Below are 23,858 nucleotides of genomic sequence, written 5' to 3' on the forward strand. Positions count from 1 at the left end.
GGCCTTCACAGGACGGACCTCAGGAACCGCCGCGTGCGCGGGTCTTCCGGCGCGACGAACAGCCGGTCGGGATCGTCGGCCTCGACGATCTCGCCGCCATCCATGAACACCACGCGGTCGGACGCCGCGCGGGCGAAGCGCATGTCATGCGTGACCACAAGCTGGGTCATCCCCTCATTGTCCAGGGTGCGCATCACCGACAGCACCTCTTCGGCCAGTTCGGGGTCGAGCGCGGATGTCGGTTCGTCATACAGCATCACGTCGGGGCGCATCGCCAGCGCCCGCGCGATGGCCGCGCGCTGCTGCTGGCCGCCCGACAGCGTATCGGGATAGCGTGTGGCCATGGCGGACAGGCCCACCTTGTCCAGCAACGCCAGCGCCTCGGCCCGCGCTTCGTCGGCCGGCATGCGCTTCACGCGCACGGGCGCCAACATGACATTGTCCAGCACGGTGCGGTGGGGAAACAGGTTGAAGGACTGGAACACCATGCCGACATGCGCGCGCAGGCGATGGGCGGCGTCCTCCTCCTGACGGGTCCAGCGTCCGCCGGTACGCGTGATCGTCACGCCGGCGATATCCACCGTCCCGGAATCGGGAATTTCAAGAAAATTGAGGCAGCGCAGGAATGTCGACTTGCCGCAGCCCGACGGCCCGATGATCGAAATCAGCTCGCCGCGCGCCACGTCCAGCGAGATGCCGCGCAGCACCGCGTACCCGTCGAAAATCTTGCGCACCTGATCGGCCCGCACGACGGACTCAGCAAAAAACGCCGGCCCGGGGAAACCCGGGCCGGCGCCAGACTCATCAAGCGGAAGAAGAGACCGTTCAGGCAGCTTTGGTCATCCCACGCAGCACATACTGAAGGATGCCACCATGCCGGTAATACTCGACCTCGTCCAGCGTATCGACGCGGCAGAGCAGCGGCACCGTTTCCTTGGTGCCGTCGGCGCGGGTGATTTCCATGTCGATCGTCATGCGCGGGGTGATGGTCTCCAGCCCCTTGATGTCGATGATTTCATCACCCTTCAGGTTCAGCGACTTGCGCGTCGTGCCGTCCTTGAACAGCAGGGGCAGCACGCCCATGCCGACCAGGTTGGAGCGATGGATGCGCTCGAAGCTCTCGGCGATCACGGCGCGAACGCCCAGCAGCAGGGTGCCCTTCGCCGCCCAGTCGCGCGACGAACCCATGCCGTATTCCTTGCCGCCGAACACGACCAGGGGCACGCCCTCGGCCTTGTATTCCATCGCGACATCGTAGATCGAGCCTTCCTTCCCGTCGGGGAAGTGCTTGGACAGGCCCCCTTCGGTGCCCGGCAGCATCTCGTTCTTGATGCGGATGTTCGCGAAGGTGCCACGGACCATGATGCGGTCGTTGCCGCGACGCGAACCGTAGGAGTTGAAGTCCTTCGCCGAGACCTGATGCTCTTTCAGGTAGACGCCGGCAGGCGAGCTTTCCTTGATCGAGCCGGCCGGGGAGATATGGTCGGTCGTGATGTTGTCGCCCAGCAGCGCCAGGACGCGAGCACCCACGATGTCACCCTTGGGCTTGGGCTCCGGCGTGATGTCCTGGAAGTACGGCGGGTCCTGCACGTAGGTCGAGGTCGGATCCCACTTGTAGGTCTCGGAACCGGTCGCGACCTTCAGGGCCTGCCATTCCTTGGTGCCCTTGCCGATCTGGCTGTAGCGCTTGATGAACTCCTCACGACTGATCGAGGAACCGATCAGGTCCGCGATCTCCTTGTTGGTCGGCCAGATGTCCTTCAGATAGACCGGCTTGCCGTCCTTGGAGGTGCCCAGCGGCGCGGTGGTGATGTCCTCGCGCATCGTGCCGAGCAGCGAGTAGGCGACCACCAGCGGCGGGCTGGCCAGGTAGTTGGCGCGCACGTTCGGCGAAATGCGGCCTTCGAAGTTGCGGTTGCCCGACAGCACCGACACGGCGACCAGCTTGTTGCCTTCGATCGCATCCACGATGTGGGACTCGAGCGGGCCGGAATTGCCGATACAGGTCGTGCAGCCATAGCCGACGGTGTTGAAGCCCATCGCGTCGAGTTCTTCCGTCAGGCCGGCGCGGTCCAGATAGTCGGTCACGACCTGCGAGCCCGGCGCCAGCGACGTCTTCACCCACGGCTTCGGCTTCAGGCCGAGCGCGCGCGCCTTCTTCGCCACCAGGCCGGCCGCGATCAGCACCGCCGGGTTGGAGGTGTTGGTGCACGAGGTAATGGCCGCGATCACCACGTCGCCGTGGCCGATCTCGTAGTTCGTGCCGGCCACCTTGGCCTTCTTGTGCGCATCGGCGGCGGGAACGCCCAGGCCACCGGTCAGCTCGGTTTCGAACGCGCCGGTCGCGTCCTTCAGGGTCACGCGGTCCTGCGGGCGCTTCGGGCCGGCCAGCGACGGCACGACGGTCGACAGGTCGAGTTCCAGCGTGTCGGTGAACACGGGCTCGGCCGTCTCGACCGTGCGGAACATGCCCTGCGCCTTCAGATATTCTTCCGTCAGCTTGATGCGGTGTTCGTCACGGCCGGTCTGGCGCAGATAGTCCAGCGTCAGATGATCGACCGGGAAGAAGCCGCAGGTCGCGCCATATTCCGGCGCCATGTTGGCGATCGTCGCGCGATCGGCAACCGGCAGATGGTCCAGCGCCGGGCCGAAGAATTCGACGAACTTGCCGACGACGCCCTTCTTGCGCAGCATCTGGGTAACGGTCAGCACCAGGTCGGTGGCCGTCGCGCCCTCGGGCAGCTTGCCCGTCAGCTTGAAGCCGATGACGTCGGGGATGAGCATCGCGATCGGCTGGCCAAGCATCGCGGCCTCGGCCTCGATACCGCCCACGCCCCAGCCCAGCACGCCCAGGCCGTTGACCATCGTCGTATGGCTGTCGGTGCCGTACAGCGTGTCGGGATAGACGTAGCTCTTGCCGTCGACGTCGGCCGTCCACGCGACCTGGGCGATATATTCCAGATTCACCTGATGGCAGATGCCCGTGCCCGGCGGCACGACCGAGAAATTCTCGAACGCTTCCTGGCCCCAGCGCAGGAACGCATAACGCTCGCCATTACGCTCGAACTCGATGGTGACGTTCTTCTGCAGCGCGTCCGGCGTGCCGGCCACGTCCACCATCACCGAGTGATCGATGACGAGGTTGACGGGCACCAGCGGGTTCACCTTCTGCGGGTCGCCATTCAGCTTCAGGATACCGTCGCGCATCGCGGCCAGATCGACCACGGCGGGCACGCCGGTGAAGTCCTGCATCAGGATGCGCGAGGGCTTGAAGGGAACTTCCTTCGCGCTGCTGCCTTCCGGCAGCCAGCCGGCAATCGACTTGGCATCGTCGACGCTGTACGACCGGCCGTCTTCGAAGCGCAGGATGTTCTCCAGCAGCACCTTCAGGCTCACCGGCAGGCGCGTCACATCGCCAATGGTCTTCTCAGCTTCCGGGATCGAGAAATAATGGTACGTCTTGCCGTCGACATTAAGCGTACGGCCTGTCTTGATTGAATCGTGCCCAACCGACTTCATTGGTTTTTCCTCCGTGGCGTCAGCAACGGATTATCCAATTGGGGCACGTGCTCCGCATATGAAGGCGGTGTGTTCCCTCTGGACAACCGGCTTGATCTCCCAACGGTCGTAGAACATACCCGGACGCAGTGACGACACAAGCTGGCCCCGGTAACAAGAACGCGGGAACACGCCTCCGCCGCCGTGCCGCCGCCGCCGACCCCAATCCGAGGACGATCGCCATTTCTGCCCCCCGCCCCCCCGCCGGCCCCTTGCTGAACGTCGAAAACATCTCTGTTTTCAGAGGGGAAAGACTGGTTCTCGACGGTGTCGGACTGCGGCTGGATGCCGGCGAGGCCCTGCTGCTGACCGGGCCCAACGGCGCAGGAAAGTCGACCCTGCTCCGCGTTCTCGCCGGATTGCGCAAACCGGAAGGCGGCCATGTGCTATGGGCGGGTATCGATGCCCTGGCCGACCGCACGGCCCATGCCGCGCGGGTGGCCTATCTCGGCCATCAGGACGCGCTGAAGCCCGGCCTGACCCTGCGCGAAAACCTCGCCCTGCCCGCCCGCGCGGCGGGGTCGGACCCGAAACAGGCCATGGAGGCACTCGATCTTCTGCCACTGGCCGACCTGCCGGCCCGCATGCTCTCGGCCGGGCAGAAGCGCCGCGCCGCGCTGGCGCGCGTGATGCTGGCCCGCGCACCGCTCTGGCTGCTCGACGAACCCAGCCTGGGGTTGGACACGAGCTCCATCGGGCTGCTGGAAGCCCTGTTTCACGCCCATCGCGAGACGGGCGGAATCATAATCGCAACCACCCATGTTCCCCTGCCCCTCCCCGATGCGCGGACCCTGGCCCTGCCGGGCGCGAGCGGCCTTGAAACCATGGAAGAGATGGACATGGAGTCGTGGTCATGAAGGCCGAGAGCATGCAGGCCTCCCTCCCCGCCCTGCTGGCGGCCGTCATCGGGCGCGACCTGCGGCTGGCGCTGCGCCATGGCGCCGACACGCTGGGCGCGGTGCTGTTCTTCATCCTCGCGGGCGCGCTGTTTCCCCTGGCGCTCGGCCCCTCGCCAGAGCTGCTGCGCCGGATGGCCCCTGGCATCGTCTGGGTCTGCGCCCTGCTGGCGGCCCTGCTGCCGCTGGACCGGCTGTTCGGATCGGAACTGGAAGACGGATCGCTGGACCAGTTGATGCTGTCCGGCCTGCCGCCGGCGCTGGTGGCGCTGGCCAAGATGATCGCGCACTGGCTGACCACCGGCCTGCCCCTGCTAATCGCCGCCGCCCCGCTGGCCATCATGCTGGGCCTGCCGATGCCGGTGCTGCCGATCCTGCTCGCGGGACTGGCATTGGGGACCGCCATCCTGTCGCTGATCGGCGGCATGGCGGCGTCGATCGTGCTGGGCGCGCGCCGGGGCGGCGTGCTGCTGCCGCTGCTGGTGCTGCCCCTGGCCACCCCGGCGCTGATCTTCGGCGCGGCGGCACTGGACGCGGCGCAAACCGGCCTGTCCTGGCGACCGGACCTCGAACTGCTGGGCGCCTTCCTGGCCGGCGCGCTGCCGCTCTGCCCACTGGCAGCCGGCGCCGGCCTGCGCGCGGCCGTCGAGTAAGGCCGCAGAACCGCATCCATGGCCGACACCCCGTCTGGAACCGGCAGGCTCGATGGCCGCAATCCCGGGATCGACCTCGTGCGCGGCGCATCGATCCTCCTGGTCGTCTCGCACCACATGGCCCTGCGGATTCCGCTGGCAAAGGCCGGCCTCGCCGGGATCGTCCCCCTGCCGATCCTTCGCCTCTTCAGCTGGTTCGGCGCCGAGGCCGTCTTCCTGTTCTTCGTCGTGTCCGGCTTTCTCGTCACCAGCCACACGATCCGGCGATGGGGCGCCCTGTCCACGCTGGACCCGCGCGCCTTCTATAGCCGGCGGCTGGCCCGCATCGCGCCCTGCCTGCTCGCCCTGGTCGGCATCCTGACGCTGCTCGATCTGCTGGGCGTCCCCAACTACGTCATCACCCGCGCCGACCAGTCCCTTGGGCGCGCGATCTTCTCCGCGCTGACCATGCATCTGAACTGGTACGAAGGGCGGACCGGCTACCTGCCGGGCGGCTGGGACGTGCTGTGGTCCCTCTCGATCGAGGAACTCTTCTATCTCGGCTTTCCCGTCCTCTGCCTGTGCCTGGCGCGCACTCCCCGGCTCCGCACCGGCCTGTTCGCACTCGTCGCACTCTCGCTGCCGCTCACCCTCGACGCCTTGGCCACCGCGCCGGAGGTCTGGCAGGAAAAGGCTTACCTGCCCGGAATCGCGGCCATCGCGGCCGGCGTCTGCGCGGCGATCATGGTGGCGGGCCGGCCCGCTCCGCGCCCGGCGATCGTCACGACCCTGGGCTGTCTCGCCACCCTGGCGCTGCTGGCAGTCTTCCTGCAGGAAAATGCCCTTTTCCGGATTCTGGGCAATAGCACGATGCTGGTGCTGACACTCGGCTGCGCCGCCATACTGGTCGCCTTCCACTGGGGCTGGGGACAACGGTGCCTGGCGCGCGGCACCAGATGGCTCCGCTCCTTCGGCTTCATGAGCTACGAAATCTACCTGACCCACATGTTCGTGGTGTTCCCGCTCGTCGGCCTGTTCCACCTCAGCGGCGGTACCATGCGCACCGGCTGGCTCTGGTTCGCCCCCGCCTTCATCCTGTCCTGGCTGCTGGGATGGTTGACCGATAGGCTGGTCTCGACACCAGCCAATCGTCGGCTTCGGATGTGGCTTCAGGTCGAGGCGGATACACATGACAGACACGACGATACGGATCACCGATCAGCCGACCGCCGAGGAATGCGCCGCTGTCCTGAACACGCTGCGGCGATTTACGCGCGCCACCGTTCCCGTCCTCGATAATCAGGATTTCGCCGCTCTGGTCAGCATGGATGGCGACACCATCGTTGGCGGCCTGATCGCATCCTCCCGCTGGGGCGGCTTTCACATCGAAATGCTGGCATTGCCCGACATAATGCGCGGCAAGGGCCTGGGCTCCCATCTGCTCACGCTGGCGGAAGAGGAGGCACGGCGGCGGGCCTGTCATCACATGTGGCTCGATACGCAGGCCTTCCAGGCCAGGCAGTTCTACGAACGCCACGGCTTCGCGGTCTTCGGCCAGATCGACGGACCGGCCCCGTATTACCCGCGCTATTTCATGCAGAAGGTTCTGGCATAACCCCCACCTGCTTACTGGATGTTGTCGCCCTCGCGCCGGCTGGTCCGCATGAGCCAGTCGATCTGGTTACGGACCTTCAGCCAGAACATGACGTCATCGGGCCGATCCTCCTCCAGGCAGCGGACGATATGACGCATCGTCATGCCGCGCGCCCCAGCGCCACACACAGCGATCAGAGAATGCGCCATCGCCCGGACACTGACCTTCTTCCGCGCACTCGGCTGCGATCCCTCCCGCGTATTTGCCTTGAACATTGATGATGATCCACAAGCCGTTTCGTCATGAGAGAGAGAGCCCCGCACACCACGCCGGGCCGTCACTTCCCGGATCGGCAACGCGCACGCCCCGGCATCGATCAGCAAAAAATGGCCGATCGAGTAGGAAGCGATCGTGCCCCTGCCCGCTTCATGGCGTGAGAATATAAAACAAGACCTTTCCAGTCCTATTTCGACTTACTCAAGCCCTTCAGGTTACCCCCGCTATTCTTGCTTAGATAGACCCGTAACGATGGTTTCATTATGGCTTATCGACAACGAATTATGTCGACCCACCCGCCAGGAGGAATCATCCTGAAAACAGAAAACTCGTCGCGAAGGGCGACGGGTTTCAGCAGCGGGCCGACCATCGGAAGCACCCCGCGAAAGGGCGCGTCCGCAATCGTCAGATATAATGCTCGGTCAGCGGCGCGAAACCGTTGAACCGGGTGGAGCAGTAGGTCGAAACATAAGCCCCGGTCGACAGCAGCTCGATCCGGTCGCCCGACGCCAGATCCAGCGGCAGGGCGTAGGGCGCCTTTTCGTACATGATGTCCGCACCGTCGCAGGTCGGGCCGGCAATCGCCACCTTACCCGTGGCGCCACCATCATGCGGCGTGCGGATGCCGTAGCGGATCGACTCGCCCTCGGTCTCGGCCAGGCCGCCGAAACGGCCGATGTCGAGATAGACCCAGCGCGTATCGTCCTTCAGCCCGCGGCGGGTCACCAGCACGACCTCGGACGACACCACGCCGGCATCGCCGACGATGAAGCGCCCGGGCTCGACGATCATCTCCGGCAGGTCGTTGCCGAAATGCTCGGTCATCGCATGGCTGATCGCCAGCGCGAACCGGTCGATCTCGGGCACGTCCTCACGGTAACGGATCGGGAAGCCGCCGCCCAGATTGACCATGCGCAGGTTCAGCCCCGCCGCGGCCAGGTCGGTGAACAGCATGCCGACCCGCGCGATCGCGGCTTCGTACGCATCGGTCGTCGTCTGCTGGCTGCCGACGTGGAACGACAGGCCATACGGGTCCAGCCCCAGCTCGCGGGCGCGCAGCATCAGGTCGCGCGCACTGTCCAGCGTGGTGCCGAACTTGCGCGACAGCGGCCATTCCGCACCCTCGTTCTCGACGATCAGGCGGCAATAGACGCGCGATCCCGGCGCATGGCGGGCCAGCTTTTCCAGTTCCTCGATGCAGTCGAAAGCATACATCGTCACACCGGCCGCATGGGCATTGGCGATCGCCGATACCTTCTTGACGGTGTTGCCGAACGAAATGTCCTGCGCCTGCGCACCCGCATCGAGGCACATGCGGATCTCTTCCCACGACGCGGCGTCGAAGGCCGAGCCCAGCGACACCAGCCGGCGCAGAATGGCTTCCGCCGGATTGGCCTTCACCGCATAATAGATGCGCGCCAGCGGCAGCACGTCGTGCAGCGAGCGATAGCGGGCCTCGACGCGGTCGACATCGACGACGAGGCAGGGCGTGGCGGGAGCATGCTCCGCCAGAAAATGGGCGATTTTGGGAGTCATCGCACCCAAATCCCTTCTGTGAAATCTACCCGGAACTTGCGCCGGACAGGTGTTGCGAAACGGTCTAACGGACCAGCGACCAGAACCGGGCCCCGAAGGGCCCCCAATTGCCAGAACGCTTGACGTCGTTGCGTAACCTCAGAGGGCCAGTGGCACGTGCGTTGTTGCGTGGAGAGCGCATATGGGGGCAAAGCACCTTGCGCGCAACAGAAAAATCGTCCCCTGCGCATGTTTTTTCGTTAGGTAGTGCAAACCCGCCGGGCGATGGCCGCCCACCACGGGGCGCACGCCGCCCCACACCCGACCGACGGAGCGAACTTGATCGTCCTGCAGCCAGACAAACCCGATCATCTTGCCGATACGCCCCCTGATCTGAGGCGACTCTGGCGGCCGGTCCTGCGCCGCATGCTCCATAACCTGACGTCGGACCAGATCACCCTGGCCGCGGCGGGATGCGCGTTCTATGCGACGCTGTCCCTGTTCCCGGCCATCAGCACCCTGATCTCGATCTACGGGCTGGTGCTGAACCCGGACACGGTGGAGCCGCAGCTCGACCTGCTGCGGCACCTGCTGCCGCCCTCGGCCTTCACCCTGATCGGCGAACGGATCCACACGCTGGCGGCCGAGCCCCATTCGTCGCTGACGCTCAACCTGATCATCTCCACCACCATCGCACTATGGTCGGCCTCGGCCGCCACGCGCTCGATCATCGCCGCCGTCAATATCGCCTACGGCACCACCGAGACACGGGGCTTCATCCGGTTCCAGATGGTGGCGCTGGGCATGACGCTGTGCGCGATCTGCGGCGCGGTGCTGACGCTGGCGGTCATGGTGGCGCTGCCGGTCCTGATCAATTTCATTCCCGAACGGCTGGGCCTGGCGCCGCCGCCCTGGTCGATCGAACTGCTGGTACAGATGGGCGGCCCGCTGCTGCTGCTGCTGTTCGTCCTCGTGGCCTGCACGCTGCTCTACCGGCTCGGGCCCAGCCGCCCCGCCGTCCCGTGGCGCCGCATCCTGCCCGGCTCCTGCGCGGCAACCCTGATCTGGATCGTCACTTCGGTCGGGGTCTCGTACTATATCGGCACCATCGCCACCTACAACGCCACGTACGGGCCATTGGGCGCGGTGGTGGCGACGATGATGTGGTTCTTCGTGACCGCCTATGTCGTCATGCTGGGCGCGGAACTGAACGCGGGGCTGGAAGAAGAAATGGAGCAGGCCCGCTCCGCCAAGCCCCAGTAACATGCGGTTTCAAAGGCCCCGCCGACCGCGGCAAGGCCGGCCCGCCGGCGACCGATACCAACCGGCTCAGTGGCGGTGGGCGGCGTCCGTCACGCGGCGCACCGCATGCGGCCCGGCGGCGGCAATCGCGTCCGCGCTGCTGTCCGAGGCTTCGGCCTGCGCGACTTCAACGGGCGAAGCCGGCTGAATCACGACATGGGCGGTCCCGGCATTGAGCATCCCCAGCTGTGCCGCAGCAGCGGGGGACAGGTCGATAATCCGGCGACCGAGGAACGGGCCACGGTCATTCACCGTCACCACCACCGAACGACCGGTATCCTGCGAGCGCACCAGCACCCGCGTCCCCATCGGCAGGGTCGGATGCGCGGCCGTCAGCGCCCTGGGGTCGAAATTGCTGCCCGACGAGGTCCGGCGCACCACCTCATGCCGGGGACGGCGCGCATGGCCATACCAGCTGGCCACCCCCTGCTCGGACCAGGCGAGCGCGGACCGGCTGGCGGCCGCCAGCGCATGCGACCGCCGCGCCAGCGCCGCGCGGACCGAGGCCGCCCACGCCGTCACGGGGCGGCCATCGGCCCCCGGGGCCTGGGCATCGGACATCGCGGCATCGGACGATGCACGCACCGGCGCCGTATCCACCCCCTCATGGGCACAGGCGGCCGACACGAAGAAAACGAGGCAGAGCAGCGACAGCATCGCCTGGCCACCCATTCGCATTCCTCGTCGTGTCCGGTGCAGTTCCAATGCGCTTTCAGTCCTCTTCGGATCAATCAGCCAGTATCGGGTCACAATAAAGCAGTCCCGCGACCGTTGAGTCCAGTTTTTTCCACCACGATACCGGCGCGACAGCCTGGCAAGATTCGGTGCCGCCCCGGTTTTCCCGTGCCGCCGGCATTTGCACCGTCAATTATGGCAATTTTCAGCCTTCATTACTGCCGCCCCCGATACAGGGCTGCGGCAGGGCCGCCGCACCGGCCATGATCATTCTCTTGGAACCGGCCGAAGGTCGTGCTACGGCGCCTGTGATGATAAAGCGCCCTCTGATCGCGGTCCTGAACGGGCCCAACCTGAACATGCTCGGAATGCGCCAGCCCGAAGTCTATGGTCGCGCGACCCTGGACGACGTGGAACAGATCTGCATCCAGGCCGCCGAGCGGCTGGATGTCGCCATCGACTTCCGCCAGACCAACGGCGAGGGCGAGCTGGTGTCGTGGGTGCAGGAATGCCGCAACCGCGCGCAGGGGATCGTTATCAATCCGGCCGCCTACGGCCACACTTCAATCGCCCTGCTCGACGCGCTCCTGGCCGTCGAGCTGCCGGTGATCGAGGTCCATATCTCCAACATTCACCGCCGCGAAGAATTCCGCCATCATACCTATTGCTCCCGGGCCGCCGCAGGAATCATCTGCGGTCTGGGCGTGCGTGGCTATGCAATGGCGCTTCAGGCGATGACAGACATGATTCTGGACGAGAACGATCGATGAGCCGACTGCTCGTGGACGCGGATGCCATTCGGGCATTGGCTGAAATTCTGACCGAAACCGGCCTGACCGAGATCGAGATCGCGGAGAAGGACAACCGCATCCGCGTTGCCCGCGCCGCGCCCGGCGTGGTCCATGCCGTGCCGGCGGCCCCGGCCGCCCCGATCGCGGCCGCCCCCGTCGCCGCCGCGCCGGCCGACCCGGCCAAGCATCCGGGCGCCGTCACCAGTCCGATGGTCGGCGTGGCCTACCTGACGCCCGACCCCAGCGCGCCCCCCTTCGTCACCGAAGGGCAGAGCGTCACCGCCGGGCAGACCCTGATGCTGATCGAGGCGATGAAAACCTTCAATCAGATCAAGGCCCCGCGCGCCGGCACGCTGAAGCAGTTCCTGGTCGTGTCGGGCGATCCGGTCGAATTCGGCGAAGTCCTGGCCATCATAGAGTAAGATGTTTTCCAAGATCCTCATCGCCAATCGTGGCGAAATCGCCCTGCGGGTCCTGCGCGCGTGCCGCGAAATGGGGATCCGCACGGTCGCGGTCCATTCCACGGCCGACGCCGACGCCATGCATGTGCGCCTGGCGGACGAAGCCGTGTGCATCGGCCCGCCGGCCTCGCGTGACTCGTACCTGAACGTTGCCGCCATCCTGTCGGCCGCGACCATCACCGGGGCGGACGCGATCCATCCGGGATACGGGTTCCTGTCCGAGAACGCCGATTTCGCCGAGACGGTCGAGGCCCATGGCCTGGCCTTCATCGGGCCGACCGGCCAGCACATCCGGATGATGGGCGACAAGATCACCGCCAAGACGACCATGCGGGCGCTGGGCGTGCCGCTGGTGCCTGGCTCGGACGGCGCGCTGGCCAGCCTGGACGAGGCCCGCGCGGTGGCCGAACAGGTCGGCTATCCGGTGCTGATCAAGGCCGCCGCCGGCGGCGGCGGGCGCGGCATGAAGGTCGCCCAGACCGCCGACGAGCTGGCCGAGGCCTGGAGCGTCGCCCGGACCGAAGCCCGTGCCGCGTTTGGCAATGACGAGGTCTATCTCGAAAAATACATGGACCGGCCCCGGCATATCGAGCTGCAGATCCTGGCCGATACCCATGGCAACGTCGTGCATTTCGGCGAGCGCGACTGCTCGCTCCAGCGGCGCCACCAGAAGCTGCTGGAAGAAGCGGGCTCGCCGGCCCTGACCGCCGAGCAGCGCGACGCGATCGGCGCCACCGCCACGGCGGCGCTGCGCAAGCTGGGCTACCGCAACGCCGGCACGCTGGAATTCCTGTATCAGGACGGCCAGTTCTGCTTCATCGAGATGAACACCCGCCTGCAGGTGGAACATCCGGTGACGGAAATGCTCTGCGACGTCGACCTGGTGCGCGAGCAGATCCGCATCGCCGCCGGCGAACCGCTGGGCTACGAGCAGTCGGACATCCGCTTCAGCGGCCACGCCATCGAATGCCGTATCAATGCCGAGGACCCGGCGACCTTCATGCCCACCCCCGGCACGGTGACGGTCTACCATCCGCCCGGCGGCCTGGGCGTGCGCATCGACAGCGCGCTCTATGCCGGCTATCGCGTGCCGCCCTACTACGACAGCATGATCGGCAAGCTGATCGTCCACGCCCCCACCCGGGCCGAGGCGATCGCGCGGATGCGCCGCGCGCTGGACGAATTCGTGATCGACGGCGTCAAGACGGTGATCCCCCTGCACCGCAAGATCCTCGACGATCCCGAATTCCAGAAGGGCGACTACACCATCCACTGGCTGGAACGCTTCGTCGCCTCCCAGGCCGGATCGCTTTAAGATTGAGCATACTCAGGGCTCTGCCCTGGACCCGGCAGGGCCTGAGGCCCTGCACCCCAATCATTTGATAACGAATGGGTTTCCAAAGGGCATCTGCCCTTTGGTGGGTCAAGGGCAACGCCCTTGGCAACGCCGGTCTTTCAGCGAAATTACCCGAAAGCGGTATCCAGATACGGGCTCGACGCGTCGAAGAACATCCGGTTGGTGTCCAGCTCGTAGGAAATCACGTTCAGGCTGGCCAGGGCGCGGTCCATTTCCATCCGCACGCCCAGATTGTCTTCGTGCCCGGCCTGGGCCGCGATCCGCTGGCTGGCCAGCTTGGCCGCGCGTGCGGTGCGGCCGTAATGGCCGCCATAGCGGCCGCTGAACTGCTCCATGCGGCCCATCATGGCCTCGATCACCTGGGTAGCAGCGACCGGCAGCAGATTGCGCGCCAGGATGCGGCGCAGGCGGATGATGTTCAGGCCGATCGTCATCGCCGAGAGCGTACCTTGCAGATAGGCATCGATCACCGGTTCCGGCGTCTCGCCGGCATTGGTCAGCAGCCGCACGAAACGGTCCACGTTCCGTTCGACCACGAAGATCGTGGTGGGCAGGCTGGGCGCCCGCGCCACATGCCGCAGGCCTTTCAGGATCTCGCTGCGCATCTGCCAGCGCATGGCGTTGGTATCGTTGGGCAGCACCAGCCGGAACGACCACATCGCGTACCACAGCGCCAGGATCAGCGGCATGGCGGTATTGAAGAAGGTGACTTCGTCCAGCCGCCCCTGATTGTCCGGGCCGAGCAGGATGGGCAGGAACAGATTATAGGATACGGCGGCCAGGATGATCGTGGGATAGGCAAATGCCAGCCCGCCCGCCAGCATCGGCAGGCTGAGGCACAGGGCCAGGACTTCGAAAGTCGACGGCGTCGCCAGCGTCCACAGCACCAGCACCGCCGACACCCCCACCGCCCACAGCGCCCCGGTCAGGAAGGCCTGCGTCGCCAGCGCCGGCTTCTCCAGCGTCGAGAACAGGCTGCACACGATCGAGACGAACATCAGGAACAGCAGCCCGACCGACCAACCGGTGGTCATCCAGATCACCCCGGCACCGAAGATCGTGATCGACGCACGCAGGCTGTTGGCGCCCGCCAGCCGCCAGTCGCGGAACGTCTTGATGCGATAATGGAAATGGTCGTGCGGCAGCGGGTGCAGGCTGGCCTCGAACTGGGTGATCGCCCCTTCCAGATCTTCCAGCATCGCATCCAGCGCGTGATGCAGCATGCGCTGCCATTGCAGGCCGCGCGCCTCGTCCTCGCTGGCCGGGGCCCGGCTGTCGCTGCCCATCTCTTCGCCCAGCGAATCCGCGATCGCCTGGCGGCAGGTGGCGCGCAATCCCGCCAGTTGCAGCAGGCTGGGCTGGATGTCGCCGGCCTGCAGCCGCGCGGGCAGGGCCAGCAGGAAGGTCCGCACGGATGCGGCCGTCGTGCTGAAGACATCGCCCTCCACATGGCCGGGCATGTGCAGCAGCGCCGACAGGTCCAGCCCGCGTGACAGCAGCACCGCCACGCGCGCCAGCGCGGCGCGGGCATGGTCGCCCTCATGCCCGTGATGGCGGCCCAGTTCCACCTCGGCGAACTCGATCTGGTCGCTCAACGTGGTGATGGTCGAAAACACGCCCCGCGCGCGCGTCAGGGCCTGCCCGTCGCCCCCCAGCAGGTCCGACAGCGCACGGGCGGCGCCGTCGATGGCGGTCAGGAAGTTGTGGGACAGCCGGTCGCGCGCCCGCTCGCCCAGCCGGAACTGGAACAGCGAGGAGACCGAGCTTTCCAGCACGATGCCCAGCACGATATAGGTCGCGCGCGCCATGGCGATCTGGAAGATATGTTCCGGGTCGGCAATGCCGTCCAGCGCGATGATGGCGTAGGTGAAGCCGCTGGCCCGCATCCCGTGGATGCGATAATTGGTCATGGTCGCCGGCCCGGGCAGCAGCGTGCCCACGAAGCAGAACAACCCGATCCCGACCGCCAGCAGCAGGATGAACAGCAGCGGCTGCTGCGGACAGGCCGCCACCAGCGCCACGGCGAAGATCGTGCCGACGACCATGCCGAACAGATGCCAGCGCGCCTTGGCCACGCTCTTGCCGCGCGTGCCCTGCGCGACCATCCACACCGTCAGGGCCGCCCATTGGGGGCTGCCCAGCTCCCACCACAATGCGATGCCCAGGGCGATCAGCGAGGTGATCGTGGTCCGCAGCGCATAGCCGAATGTCAGCAGGTCGGGGGCGAAGAGCCAGCGCAGATGGTCCTGCCGGCGGGAAAACCCCGACCAGAGCTGGGACCAGAGATCGCGCAGCCGGGCCAGATCAGGGGTCAGCGACGGCTCGCGACTATTTCCCGGCATCCATGCTCCTGCACTGCACCCGCCGCCGGACGGCGGTTTCACGTCCTCTCTCAGAGCCTGACCAAAAAGGCACACTGGCGGCGATCCAGCGCGCGTTTTCGGTCGGGCTCTTTAATCACCATTAGATCACCGCGCCATCCGCCGACAGCACAGGGACCGAATAGCAGAGGTCACGAAACCGTATTCCCCGGCCGCCGGGGCGGCCGGGGACAGTGTCAGTCGTCGTACGAGACCAGGGCCTTGACCGGCACATCCAGCCGCGCGCGTCCGCCCAGCGCGGTCAGTTCCACCAGCACCGAGGCCCCTACGACATTCGCGCCGACCTTGCGCAGCAGCGCGACCGAGGCCGCGAGCGTGCCGCCGGTCGCCAGCAGGTCGTCCATCACCACCACCCGCTGGCCGGGCACGATGGCGTCGGCCTGGATGTGCAGCGTGTCGCTGCCATATTCCAGCTCGTAGGAATGCGAGACCGTCTCGCCCGGCAGCTTGCCCGGCTTGCGCAGCATCACCAGGCCGCAGCCCAGCCGGCTGGCCAGCGGGGCGGCGGTCAGGAACCCGCGGGATTCGATCGCGGCCAGCATGTCCGGCGCCCAGGGGGCGACCTGGTGCGTCACCCGCCCCATCGCCACCTGCCACGCATCCGCGTTCCGCATCAGGGTGGAGATATCGTAGAACAGGATACCCGGCTTCGGAAAATCCGGAATGCCGCGAATGTGCTGCTTCAGGTCCATCGTGGCGGTCGTCATGTCCGTGTCCAAATCCATCCCGTAATAAACCGAATTCCATGGCGAAAGCCGGCCAGGACCTGTCGTCCGGGCCGGAAAAACCGCCGTGCTGTAGCTAGCCCGCCGCCGCCATCGCCCGCAAGCCCGGCGGCGGCCGGCATCAATGGATATCAATGGACCAGGGGCGGGGCGCCCGGTGCCTCTCCATCCATATGGACCGTATCGGCCGTCTCGGCCGCCTCGCCTGCCGGGCGCGCGGGCCGCAGCAGGACCATCAGCAGCATGATGACGGCCCCCATCAGCATCACGCCCGACATCGGCACCGGCGTGGTGCGCGGCAGCATGCCGACAAAGGCGCCGGCGACCGCGCCCAGCACATATTGCAGCGTGCCGATGAAGGCGGCGGCACTGCCGGCCAGGCGCGGATGGTCGGCCATCGCCCCCACGGCGGCATTCGGTCCGATGATGCCGGTCGTGCCCAGCGCGACCATCATCGCGAGGATCAGCGGCACCAGGGCGATCCCGTGCGGCACCGCCCCACCCCGGATCGCAAACGCCATGACGACCGACACCACCAGCATCCCCACCGTGCCCAGCACCGCAGTACCCACCGACATGCCGAGGATACGCCCGGCATCGATCCGCCCCACCAGCATGCCGTTGAGCTGCGAGGCCCCGATCATGCAGGCGGCGAACACGCCGAACAGCATGCCGAACCCGGCCGGCGTGAAGCCGAACAGATGGATGAAGACCGACGGCGCCGCCGACAGATAGGTAAACGACATGAAGCAGCCGAAACCGGCGATCATGGCATTGGTGATGAACCCCCGGTCGCGCGCCAGCGTCACATAACGGGTGGCCAGCGCAAGCGGGGAGAGGATGCTGCGCTCGCGCTCCGGCAGGGTTTCGGGCAGCACCCGCGCCACGAGGGCAGTACAGACCAGCCCATAGACCGCCGAGGCCCAGAAGATCGACCGCCAGGTGGTGAACGACAGCACGAAGCCGCCGAGCGTCGGCGCCAACACCGGCACCACCCCCATGACCAGCACCAGCCGCGACATCAGGCGCGCGGCCTCGTTGCCGTAGGAGATGTCGCGCACGCAGGCACTGGGAATCACCAGGCTGGCCGACGCCCCCAGCGACGCCAGCAGGCGAAAGCTGGAAAAGGTCCAGATATCGCCCGCCATGGCGCAGCCGACCGAGGCCAGCGTATAGACCAGCGTGCCGAGCAGCATGGGCATGCGCCGCCCGAACCGGTCGGACAGCGGCCCCATCGTCATCTGCCCGATCGCCAGGCCGACGAACCAGATCGCCAGGGTCATTTCCGCCGAGCCCGCCGGGGCGTGCAGCGACGCTTCCAGCGCCGGGAAGGCGGGAAGGTAGATATCCGTCGATACCGGCCCCACAGCCGTCAGAAACCCAAGCAGGATGGCGATCCAGTTCATGGGCCGGGAAGCGGAAGCAGTGGCAGGGGCATCGTCGGATCTCGCGGCTATCGCGGATGGCGCCATCAGCGGCACTCCATATAGAGATCGTCGGGACCTACTATCTCAGCGTGTCACCGTTTTTCATCATATAAATACTGTAAGGCTGCATTTCGCCTGACGCTGTGCATACGCGCAACAGCCCCCGGCAAGGCGGCCCGTGTCCCCGGATCAGACGGGCGGAACAGGGCTACAAGATGGCACGTTCACGGCACCTCCGGGGCATTCTCCCGCGACGCCATGCGCCGCGCCAGCCACAGGCCCAGCGCGCCGGACCCGGCGAACAGCACCGCCGCCAGCGCCACCTGCCAGCCATGGCCGATCCGCGCCCCGCCGCCCAGCAGCACGAACACCACCGTCTGCGGCAGGCTGCCCAGCAGCGTCGCCAGCACGAACGGCACGAACCCCGCCCCCGAAACCCCGGCCAGCAGGTTGAGCATCAGGGCCGAGCCCACGGGCAGCAGGCGGATGGTCAGGATGGCGGTGAAGGGATGCGCCGTGACAAACCCGTCCAGCCGGGCCAGGCGTCCGGCCAGGCGCCGCCGCACGCCGGCCCGCCCCACCCCGCGCGCCCAGCCGAACCCGCCGGCCGCCCCCGCCAGCGTGGCAAAGCTGGCCAGCACGATGCCCTCGGCCGCGCCGTAGGACACGCCGGCGGCGAAGCAGACCAGTTGGCGCGGCAATCCCACGGCACAGATCGCCGAACCGGCCAGCAGAAAGACCAGCCGCCCGCCCATGCCGTCGCGCAGCAGGGCGGTATCGCCCAGCACGCCCCGCAGGCCGGGCGCGTAGCGCAGGGCCAGCCCCACCGCCACGCAGGCCGCCACCATCAGTGCCGGCCGCACCAGCACGGCCAGCCCGTCGGCACGGGAAGACGGGGCAACGAGGCGATCGGTCACGCAGGGCGCCGGTCAGGACAGGGAAGGAAAGAGGCCACGGCGTCAGGTCCGATGCTGGAATCATTCATGGCGTGACGGGAGGCGCCGCACCCTGGCGGGCAACGCATGGGCCATGCACTAGCATCGGCTTGCGACCGGCGGCAAGGCGGGTCTAAATCCACCTCATGTCCGCACACACCATTCCGCAATCCGCCGCCCGCCGCGACGGGGCCTCGTCCCTCTCGTCCCGCAACCGGCAGCGCATCTCCACCTGGCTGTTCGTCATCTGCTTCATGCTGATCGGCATGATCGCGCTGGGCGGCTATACGCGCCTGACGGGCTCGGGCCTGTCGATCATGGACTGGCGGCCGGTGACGGGCATGATCCCCCCGCTGTCCCATGCGGAATGGGAGCGCCAGTTCGCGCTGTACCAGACCATCCCGCAATACAAGATCCTGCATGACGGGTTCGGGCTCGCCGGGTTCCAGAAGATCTTCTGGGCGGAATGGACCCACCGGTTCTGGGGCCGGCTGATCGGGCTGGTGCTGCTGGTGCCGCTGATCTGGTTCGCGGTCACGGGCGCGCTGACACGCGGCCTGATCGCGCGGCTGCTGCTGTTCTTCGTGCTGGGCGGGCTGCAAGGGGCGGTGGGCTGGTTCATGGTCGCCTCGGGCTTCGACCAGAACAGCACGGCGGTCGAGCCAGTGCGGCTGGTGCTGCATCTGTGCTGCGCCTTCGCCCTCTATATCGCGATCCTGTGGACGGCGCTGTCGGTGCGCACGCCGGTCGCCCCGTTCATTCCCGCCACGGTCGCGGTGGTGCGCACCAAGCGGCTGGTCTGGGCCGCCACGTTCCTGATCGGCCTGACGATCATCGCCGGCGGCTTCACCGCCGGCACGCATGCGGGCTTCGCCTACAACAGCTTCCCGCTGATGGAAGGGCACCTGGTCCCGCAGGGCTATGCCAAGCTGTCGCCGTTCTGGCTGAACTGGTTCGCCAACATTCCCGCCGTCCAGTTCGACCACCGGCTGCTGGCGACGGTGACCGCGCTGGTCATCGGCGGCACCGTGCTGAGCGGCCTGCGCACGCCGCAACTGGGCAAGAAGGCGCAGGACATCCTGATGCTCCTGGGCTGGGCGGTGCTGATCCAGTACGCGCTGGGCGTCACCACCCTGCTGCTGGTCGTGCCCGCCTGGGCCGGCACCGTGCACCAGACCTGGGGCGCCGTCCTGCTGACCGTCGCCATCGTGGCGCTGCACCGCCTACGCGGCGTCGGCCGCGTCTGAGAGCCTGGGCGGAAATGCGCGCTGGCGGCGATGACGCGCGTTGCCTGCGCTTCGGTGCTCATGGCCATCAAGGCCACTCCGCTCCGATGCTCGGAAACACACGCCGGGCGCGGCCCTTTGGGCCGCTCTCGCTCGCCAGCCCACATTTCCGCCCAGGCTCCCCAACCCCCGCCCACGTTCCAGCCCGTATTTTCAGTCATGCCCTGAAGGTGATCCGACGCGCATTGCCTGCGTTTCGGTGCTCATGGCCATCAAGGCCATTCCGCTCCGATGCTCGGAAACACACGCCGGGCGCGGCCCTTTGGGCCGCTCTCACTCGCCAGCCCACATTTCCGCCCAGGCTCCCCAACCCCCGCCCACGTTCCAGCCCGCATTTTCAGTCATGCCCTGAAGGCGATCCGACGCGCGTTGCCTGCGTTTCGGTGCTCATGGCCATCAAGGCCATTCCGCTCCGATGCTCGGAAACACACGCCGGGCGCGGCCCTTTGGGCTGCTCTCGCTCACCAGCCCACATTTCCGCCCAGGCTCTCCAAGGCCGCCCGAATTTTCAGTCCCGCTCTGAAGGCGGGGCGTTGGATGACGCAACGCTGGGCGGCGGCGTATTGGGCACCGGCACCGAGGGCGGAACGATGGCCGGATAGCGGTTCATCAGGCCCAGCAGCGTGCCGTTGGTCCAGCCGAAGCCGATCTGCATCGGATATTCGCCGCCCCCGGCCCCGCCCATCGGGCTGACCGACGGGTCCACCACGTCGTATTTCTCCAGCAGCACGCCCGATTTCTGGTAGGTCGTGACCACCCGCACCGTCCACCGGGCGGCGATCTCCCGCGCCAGATCGTCCTGCCCGTAGCGGACCAGCCCCATGATGGCCATCCATTCCTCGGGCGCCCAGCCGTTCGGCGCGTCCCATTGCTGGCCGGTGGCCTGTTCGGTCGTGACCAGCCCACCCGCCCGCAACAGCCGGGCCCGCGCCGTCGCCGCCACCATGCGCGCCTGCTCGGGCGTCGCGGCTTCCAGGAACAGCGGCACCATCGTCGCCACCGACAGAACCGGCGACAGCGCCTGTTTTTTCCAGTCGTAATCGAAGAACGCACCCTGGGCCGGGTCCCACAATACGCGCCGGATGGCGGCAATCCGCTCGGTCGCCAGTTGGGCGTAGCGCTGTGCCTGCGCCTGGTCCCCCCGCAGGCCATAGGCATGGGCCAGCGTCTGTTGCAGATGCGCGATCAGGCTGTTCAGATCCACCGGCAACAGGTCGGTGGTATGGATCGTGGTCAGCGTATGGCCGTCGGCCAGCCAGCGCGAGGAATAATCCCACCCGCTTTCCGCCCCGGCACGCAGGTTGCGATAGATCTCGGCGGCGGGCCGGTCGGACGCGGCGGCCGTGGCGATATCCTGCGGATAGCTCTCGTCGCGCGGCGTGTCCCGGTCGTCCCAGTAGCGGTTCATCACCGTTCCGTCCGCCAGGCGTACCACGCGGCGATGGGCCGTACCGGGCGCCAGCCCATCGGCCCCCTCCATCCAGTACTCATATTCGCGCTGCAATTGCGGCAGGAAAGTCGTGTAGGCGTCCGGCCCGTCATGCCGCGCCAGCAGGTCGACCATCAGCGCGAAGAAGGGCGGCTCCGACCGGCTGAGATAATAGGTGCGGCTGCCATTGGGCATGTGCCCATAGCCGTCGATCAGCGAGGCAATATCGCGCACCGTGCCGCGCAGCAGGTCGAACCGCCCGCTTTCCGACAGCCCGATCAGCGTGAAATAGGAATCCCAGTAATAAAGCTCGCGGAACCGCCCGCCGGGCACGACATAGGGCTGGGGCAGCGGCAGCAGCGACGAATAGGCGGGCGGCCGGTCCGGCGGCCGGCTCAGCACATCCCACATGCCATCGATATATTCGCGCACGCTCTCGTCCTGATGCCGGCGATAGGACACCAGGCGCTGCTGCGGCACCGAGAAATGCTGGGCCACGAAACTGTTGAGGTCGAACCCCGATTGCGCCTTCGCCTGCTCATACGCCGCCAGCAGGTCGCCCGGCGCGCGGTCGGGCACGGCATCGGCCGCCGTCTTGGCATCGGCGAAGATATGGGCGGCGGAAATGGCGGCAAACAGCCCGTCCAGCGCGATCGAGGGCGGCAGAAGATCGGCGGCCGGTGCGGTGACAGGCAGCGTCGCGGGCGCCGATGCGGGCGCGGACGCCATGACGGGCTCCGCCGACGCCGGCTGCGTGACCGGCAGCGCCAGCCAGGCGGCCAGCAGCATCCCCCCGCGCGACATCGCGCGGCGGCAGCGGCGGGGCATGGCGGAACCGCGACCGGGCCAGACGGCGCGTCGCACCGGAAGATGAAGCGTCACCAGGCGGGAAATCCTCGTTCGGTCAGCATGTTGGCAGGACAGAATGCCCTGCGGTGCCGAGGGCGCATAAGAAAAACGACCCGGATGGCGTGAAGTTCATCCCAAGGACGGACGATGGCGGCACTGGTCAAGCGCACGCTTTCGCCCCACATCGGAATACGATTATGAATTCCGGCAGGGCACCACCCACCCTGCCCTCCCGTTCCCGCGCACCGTCCGGAGTCCGCCCCCGATGACCTTGACCGACCAGATCCTGAATCCGCTGACGGCGACCGACCGGCTGTTCTTCGACCGCGCGGGCGCCACGCTCGACCGGTCGGCGACCGAGGCGCTGGTGCGCCGCACGCTGGACGGCATGGATGACGGCGAACTGTTCCTGGAATATCGCGAGAGCGAATTCATCTCGCTGGATGACGGGGTGATCCGCACCGCCACCTTCGACACCTCGTCGGGCTTCGGGCTGCGCGCGATCCTGGGCGAGGAAACCGGCTTCGCCCATTCCGACGAGCTGAGCGAATCCGCCCTGAAACGTGCCGCCGACACGGTGACGCAGGTGCGCGCCGGCCGCTCCGGCACCATGGCGGCGGCCCCGCAGGCCACCAACCAGCGCCTCTATGGCGACGCCAACCCCCTGGGCGACACCGATTTCGCCTCGCGCGCCGCCCTGCTGTCGGCGCTCGACACTTACGCCCGGGGCCGCGATCCGCGCGTGGTGCAGGTTTCGGCCTCGCTGGTGGCGGAATGGCAGGCGGTGCAGATCGTCCGGGGCGACGGCACCCGCGTCGCCGACCTGCGCCCGCTGGTACGGCTGAACGTGTCGGTGGTGGTGGAACGCGACGGACGGCGCGAAAGCGGCGGCCACGGCATGGGCGGGCGCTATGCCTATACCCGCCTGCTCGACGAAGCGGTGTGGAAAGGCGCGGTGGACGAAGCCCTGCGCATGGCCCTGGTCAATCTCGATGCCGTGCCCGCCCCGGCCGGCGAGATGGAAGTGGTGCTGGGCGCCGGCTGGCCGGGCATCCTGCTGCACGAGGCCGTGGGCCACGGGCTGGAAGGCGATTTCAACCGCAAGGGCACCTCCGCCTTCGCCGGGCTGATGGGCCAGCGCGTGGCCGCCCCCGGCGTGACGGTGGTCGATGACGGCACCCTGCCCGAGCGGCGCGGCAGCCTGACGGTCGATGACGAGGGCACGCCCTCCGGCCGCACGGTACTCATTGAGGACGGCATCCTGACCGGCTATCTGCAGGACCGGATGAACGCGCGGCTGATGGGCGTGCGCCCCACCGGCAACGGGCGGCGCCAATCCTACGCCCACGCACCGATGCCGCGCATGACCAACACCATCATGCTGGGCGGCAACGCCACCACCGAGGAGATGATCCGCTCCACCAAACGCGGCCTGTACGCCGTCAATTTCGGCGGCGGCCAGGTGGACATCACCTCCGGCAAGTTCGTCTTCGCGGCCTCGGAAGCCTATCTGATCGAGGACGGCCGCGTGACCACACCGGTGCGCGGCGCCACCCTCATCGGCAACGGCGCCGACGCGATGACGAAAGTGTCGATGATCGGCGGCGACATGGCGCTTGACCCCGGCATCGGCACCTGCGGTAAAAGTGGGCAGGGCGTGCCGGTGGGTGTCGGCCAGCCGACCCTGAAGATGACCGGCCTGACGGTCGGCGGCACGGGAAAATAAGGAGACATCTTCATGGCGCAGGACGAGCAGGATGACGCTTTTC

General features: G+C 67.1%; 20 protein-coding genes. 10 read left to right on the forward strand and 10 right to left on the reverse strand.

Annotated features, from left to right (window positions below; all coding sequences use genetic code 11):
- Nucleotides 1-5: 5 nt before the first annotated feature.
- Both HLH35_RS02990 and acnA read right to left on the reverse strand, forming a co-directional pair.
- A complete protein-coding gene (locus HLH35_RS02990) occupies nucleotides 6-749 on the reverse strand; it encodes an ATP-binding cassette domain-containing protein (RefSeq protein WP_182977722.1) in 744 nt (247 codons plus the stop codon).
- Between the two features lie 76 nt (nucleotides 750-825).
- Nucleotides 826-3,519, reverse strand: coding sequence for an aconitate hydratase AcnA (gene acnA / locus HLH35_RS02995; protein WP_182977723.1), 2,694 nt, complete (start codon nucleotides 3,517-3,519; stop codon nucleotides 826-828).
- Between the two features lie 221 nt (nucleotides 3,520-3,740).
- Between acnA and ccmA the strand changes: the two genes are divergently transcribed.
- The 4 genes from ccmA to HLH35_RS03015 are packed head-to-tail and all read left to right on the forward strand — an operon-like array spanning nucleotide 3,741 to nucleotide 6,701.
- A complete protein-coding gene (gene ccmA / locus HLH35_RS03000) occupies nucleotides 3,741-4,415 on the forward strand; it encodes a heme ABC exporter ATP-binding protein CcmA (protein ID WP_408870088.1) in 675 nt (224 codons plus the stop codon).
- A gap of 11 nt (nucleotides 4,416-4,426) precedes the next feature.
- A complete protein-coding gene (gene ccmB / locus HLH35_RS03005) occupies nucleotides 4,427-5,107 on the forward strand; it encodes a heme exporter protein CcmB (protein WP_182977955.1) in 681 nt (226 codons plus the stop codon).
- A gap of 18 nt (nucleotides 5,108-5,125) precedes the next feature.
- Nucleotides 5,126-6,385, forward strand: a complete 1,260-nt coding sequence (locus tag HLH35_RS03010; protein WP_182977724.1) for an acyltransferase family protein — start codon at nucleotides 5,126-5,128, stop codon at nucleotides 6,383-6,385.
- Nucleotides 6,276-6,701 (forward strand): GNAT family N-acetyltransferase, encoded by a 426-nt coding sequence (locus HLH35_RS03015; RefSeq protein ID WP_182977725.1) that lies wholly within the window; start codon nucleotides 6,276-6,278, stop codon nucleotides 6,699-6,701. The genes HLH35_RS03010 and HLH35_RS03015 overlap by 110 nt, the downstream gene beginning before the upstream one ends.
- A gap of 11 nt (nucleotides 6,702-6,712) precedes the next feature.
- On the opposite strand, the gene HLH35_RS20135 is transcribed toward HLH35_RS03015, so the two are convergent.
- On the reverse strand, nucleotides 6,713-6,844 hold the full coding sequence (locus HLH35_RS20135; protein WP_275944208.1) for a hypothetical protein: 132 nt from the start codon (nucleotides 6,842-6,844) through the stop codon (nucleotides 6,713-6,715).
- Between the two features lie 517 nt (nucleotides 6,845-7,361).
- Nucleotides 7,362-8,492, reverse strand: a complete 1,131-nt coding sequence (locus HLH35_RS03020; protein WP_182977726.1) for a type III PLP-dependent enzyme — start codon at nucleotides 8,490-8,492, stop codon at nucleotides 7,362-7,364.
- A 318-nt stretch (nucleotides 8,493-8,810) separates the two neighbouring features.
- On the opposite strand from HLH35_RS03020, the gene HLH35_RS03025 reads away from it, so the two are divergent.
- Complete coding sequence (locus tag HLH35_RS03025) at nucleotides 8,811-9,734, forward strand: YihY/virulence factor BrkB family protein (protein WP_408870083.1); 924 nt, start codon at nucleotides 8,811-8,813, stop codon at nucleotides 9,732-9,734.
- A 66-nt stretch (nucleotides 9,735-9,800) separates the two neighbouring features.
- Here the strand turns inward: HLH35_RS03025 and HLH35_RS03030 are convergent, their stop codons facing one another.
- On the reverse strand, nucleotides 9,801-10,451 hold the full coding sequence (locus HLH35_RS03030; RefSeq protein WP_408870084.1) for a septal ring lytic transglycosylase RlpA family protein: 651 nt from the start codon (nucleotides 10,449-10,451) through the stop codon (nucleotides 9,801-9,803).
- Between the two features lie 308 nt (nucleotides 10,452-10,759).
- Between HLH35_RS03030 and aroQ the strand changes: the two genes are divergently transcribed.
- The 3 genes from aroQ to accC are packed head-to-tail and all read left to right on the forward strand — an operon-like array spanning nucleotide 10,760 to nucleotide 13,015.
- Nucleotides 10,760-11,218, forward strand: coding sequence for a type II 3-dehydroquinate dehydratase (gene aroQ / locus HLH35_RS03035; RefSeq protein WP_182947759.1), 459 nt, complete (start codon nucleotides 10,760-10,762; stop codon nucleotides 11,216-11,218).
- Nucleotides 11,215-11,661 carry an acetyl-CoA carboxylase biotin carboxyl carrier protein gene (locus tag HLH35_RS03040; protein ID WP_182977728.1) on the forward strand — a complete coding sequence of 149 codons (447 nt, stop codon included), beginning with the start codon at nucleotides 11,215-11,217 and terminating at the stop codon, nucleotides 11,659-11,661. Before aroQ ends, HLH35_RS03040 begins: the two co-directional genes overlap by 4 nt.
- Nucleotide 11,662: 1 nt before the next feature.
- On the forward strand, nucleotides 11,663-13,015 hold the full coding sequence (gene accC / locus HLH35_RS03045) for an acetyl-CoA carboxylase biotin carboxylase subunit (RefSeq protein ID WP_182977729.1): 1,353 nt from the start codon (nucleotides 11,663-11,665) through the stop codon (nucleotides 13,013-13,015).
- A 149-nt stretch (nucleotides 13,016-13,164) separates the two neighbouring features.
- Here the strand turns inward: accC and HLH35_RS03050 are convergent, their stop codons facing one another.
- The 4 genes from HLH35_RS03050 to HLH35_RS03065 all read right to left on the reverse strand — a co-directional run bounded on the left by HLH35_RS03050 (nucleotide 13,165) and on the right by HLH35_RS03065 (nucleotide 18,507).
- Entirely contained in the window at nucleotides 13,165-15,399 is a 2,235-nt protein-coding gene (locus HLH35_RS03050) for an FUSC family protein (RefSeq protein WP_182977730.1), read from the reverse strand.
- A gap of 215 nt (nucleotides 15,400-15,614) precedes the next feature.
- Nucleotides 15,615-16,145: an adenine phosphoribosyltransferase gene (locus tag HLH35_RS03055; RefSeq protein ID WP_182977731.1), complete on the reverse strand. Its 531-nt coding sequence runs from the start codon at nucleotides 16,143-16,145 to the stop codon at nucleotides 15,615-15,617.
- 149 nt (nucleotides 16,146-16,294) lie between these two features.
- Nucleotides 16,295-17,635, reverse strand: coding sequence for a multidrug effflux MFS transporter (locus HLH35_RS03060; RefSeq protein ID WP_182977732.1), 1,341 nt, complete (start codon nucleotides 17,633-17,635; stop codon nucleotides 16,295-16,297).
- A gap of 179 nt (nucleotides 17,636-17,814) precedes the next feature.
- On the reverse strand, nucleotides 17,815-18,507 hold the full coding sequence (locus HLH35_RS03065; RefSeq protein WP_338029278.1) for a TVP38/TMEM64 family protein: 693 nt from the start codon (nucleotides 18,505-18,507) through the stop codon (nucleotides 17,815-17,817).
- Between the two features lie 164 nt (nucleotides 18,508-18,671).
- Here HLH35_RS03065 and HLH35_RS03070 point away from each other — a divergent pair, with 164 nt between their 5' ends.
- A complete protein-coding gene (locus tag HLH35_RS03070; RefSeq protein WP_182977733.1) occupies nucleotides 18,672-19,772 on the forward strand; it encodes a COX15/CtaA family protein in 1,101 nt (366 codons plus the stop codon).
- 547 nt (nucleotides 19,773-20,319) lie between these two features.
- Here the strand turns inward: HLH35_RS03070 and treA are convergent.
- The gene (gene treA / locus HLH35_RS03075; RefSeq protein ID WP_408870085.1) at nucleotides 20,320-22,122 is read right to left on the reverse strand and encodes an alpha,alpha-trehalase TreA; all 1,803 of its coding nucleotides are present in this window, start codon (nucleotides 22,120-22,122) and stop codon (nucleotides 20,320-20,322) included.
- Nucleotides 22,123-22,354: 232 nt separating this feature from the next.
- Here treA and tldD point away from each other — a divergent pair, with 232 nt between their 5' ends.
- Complete coding sequence (gene tldD, locus HLH35_RS03080; RefSeq protein ID WP_182977734.1) at nucleotides 22,355-23,815, forward strand: metalloprotease TldD; 1,461 nt, start codon at nucleotides 22,355-22,357, stop codon at nucleotides 23,813-23,815.
- The last annotated feature ends 43 nt before the right edge of the window (nucleotides 23,816-23,858 follow it).

The sequence above is a fragment of the Gluconacetobacter asukensis genome (genome assembly GCF_014174375.1).
Lineage (GTDB): Bacteria > Pseudomonadota > Alphaproteobacteria > Acetobacterales > Acetobacteraceae > Gluconacetobacter > Gluconacetobacter asukensis.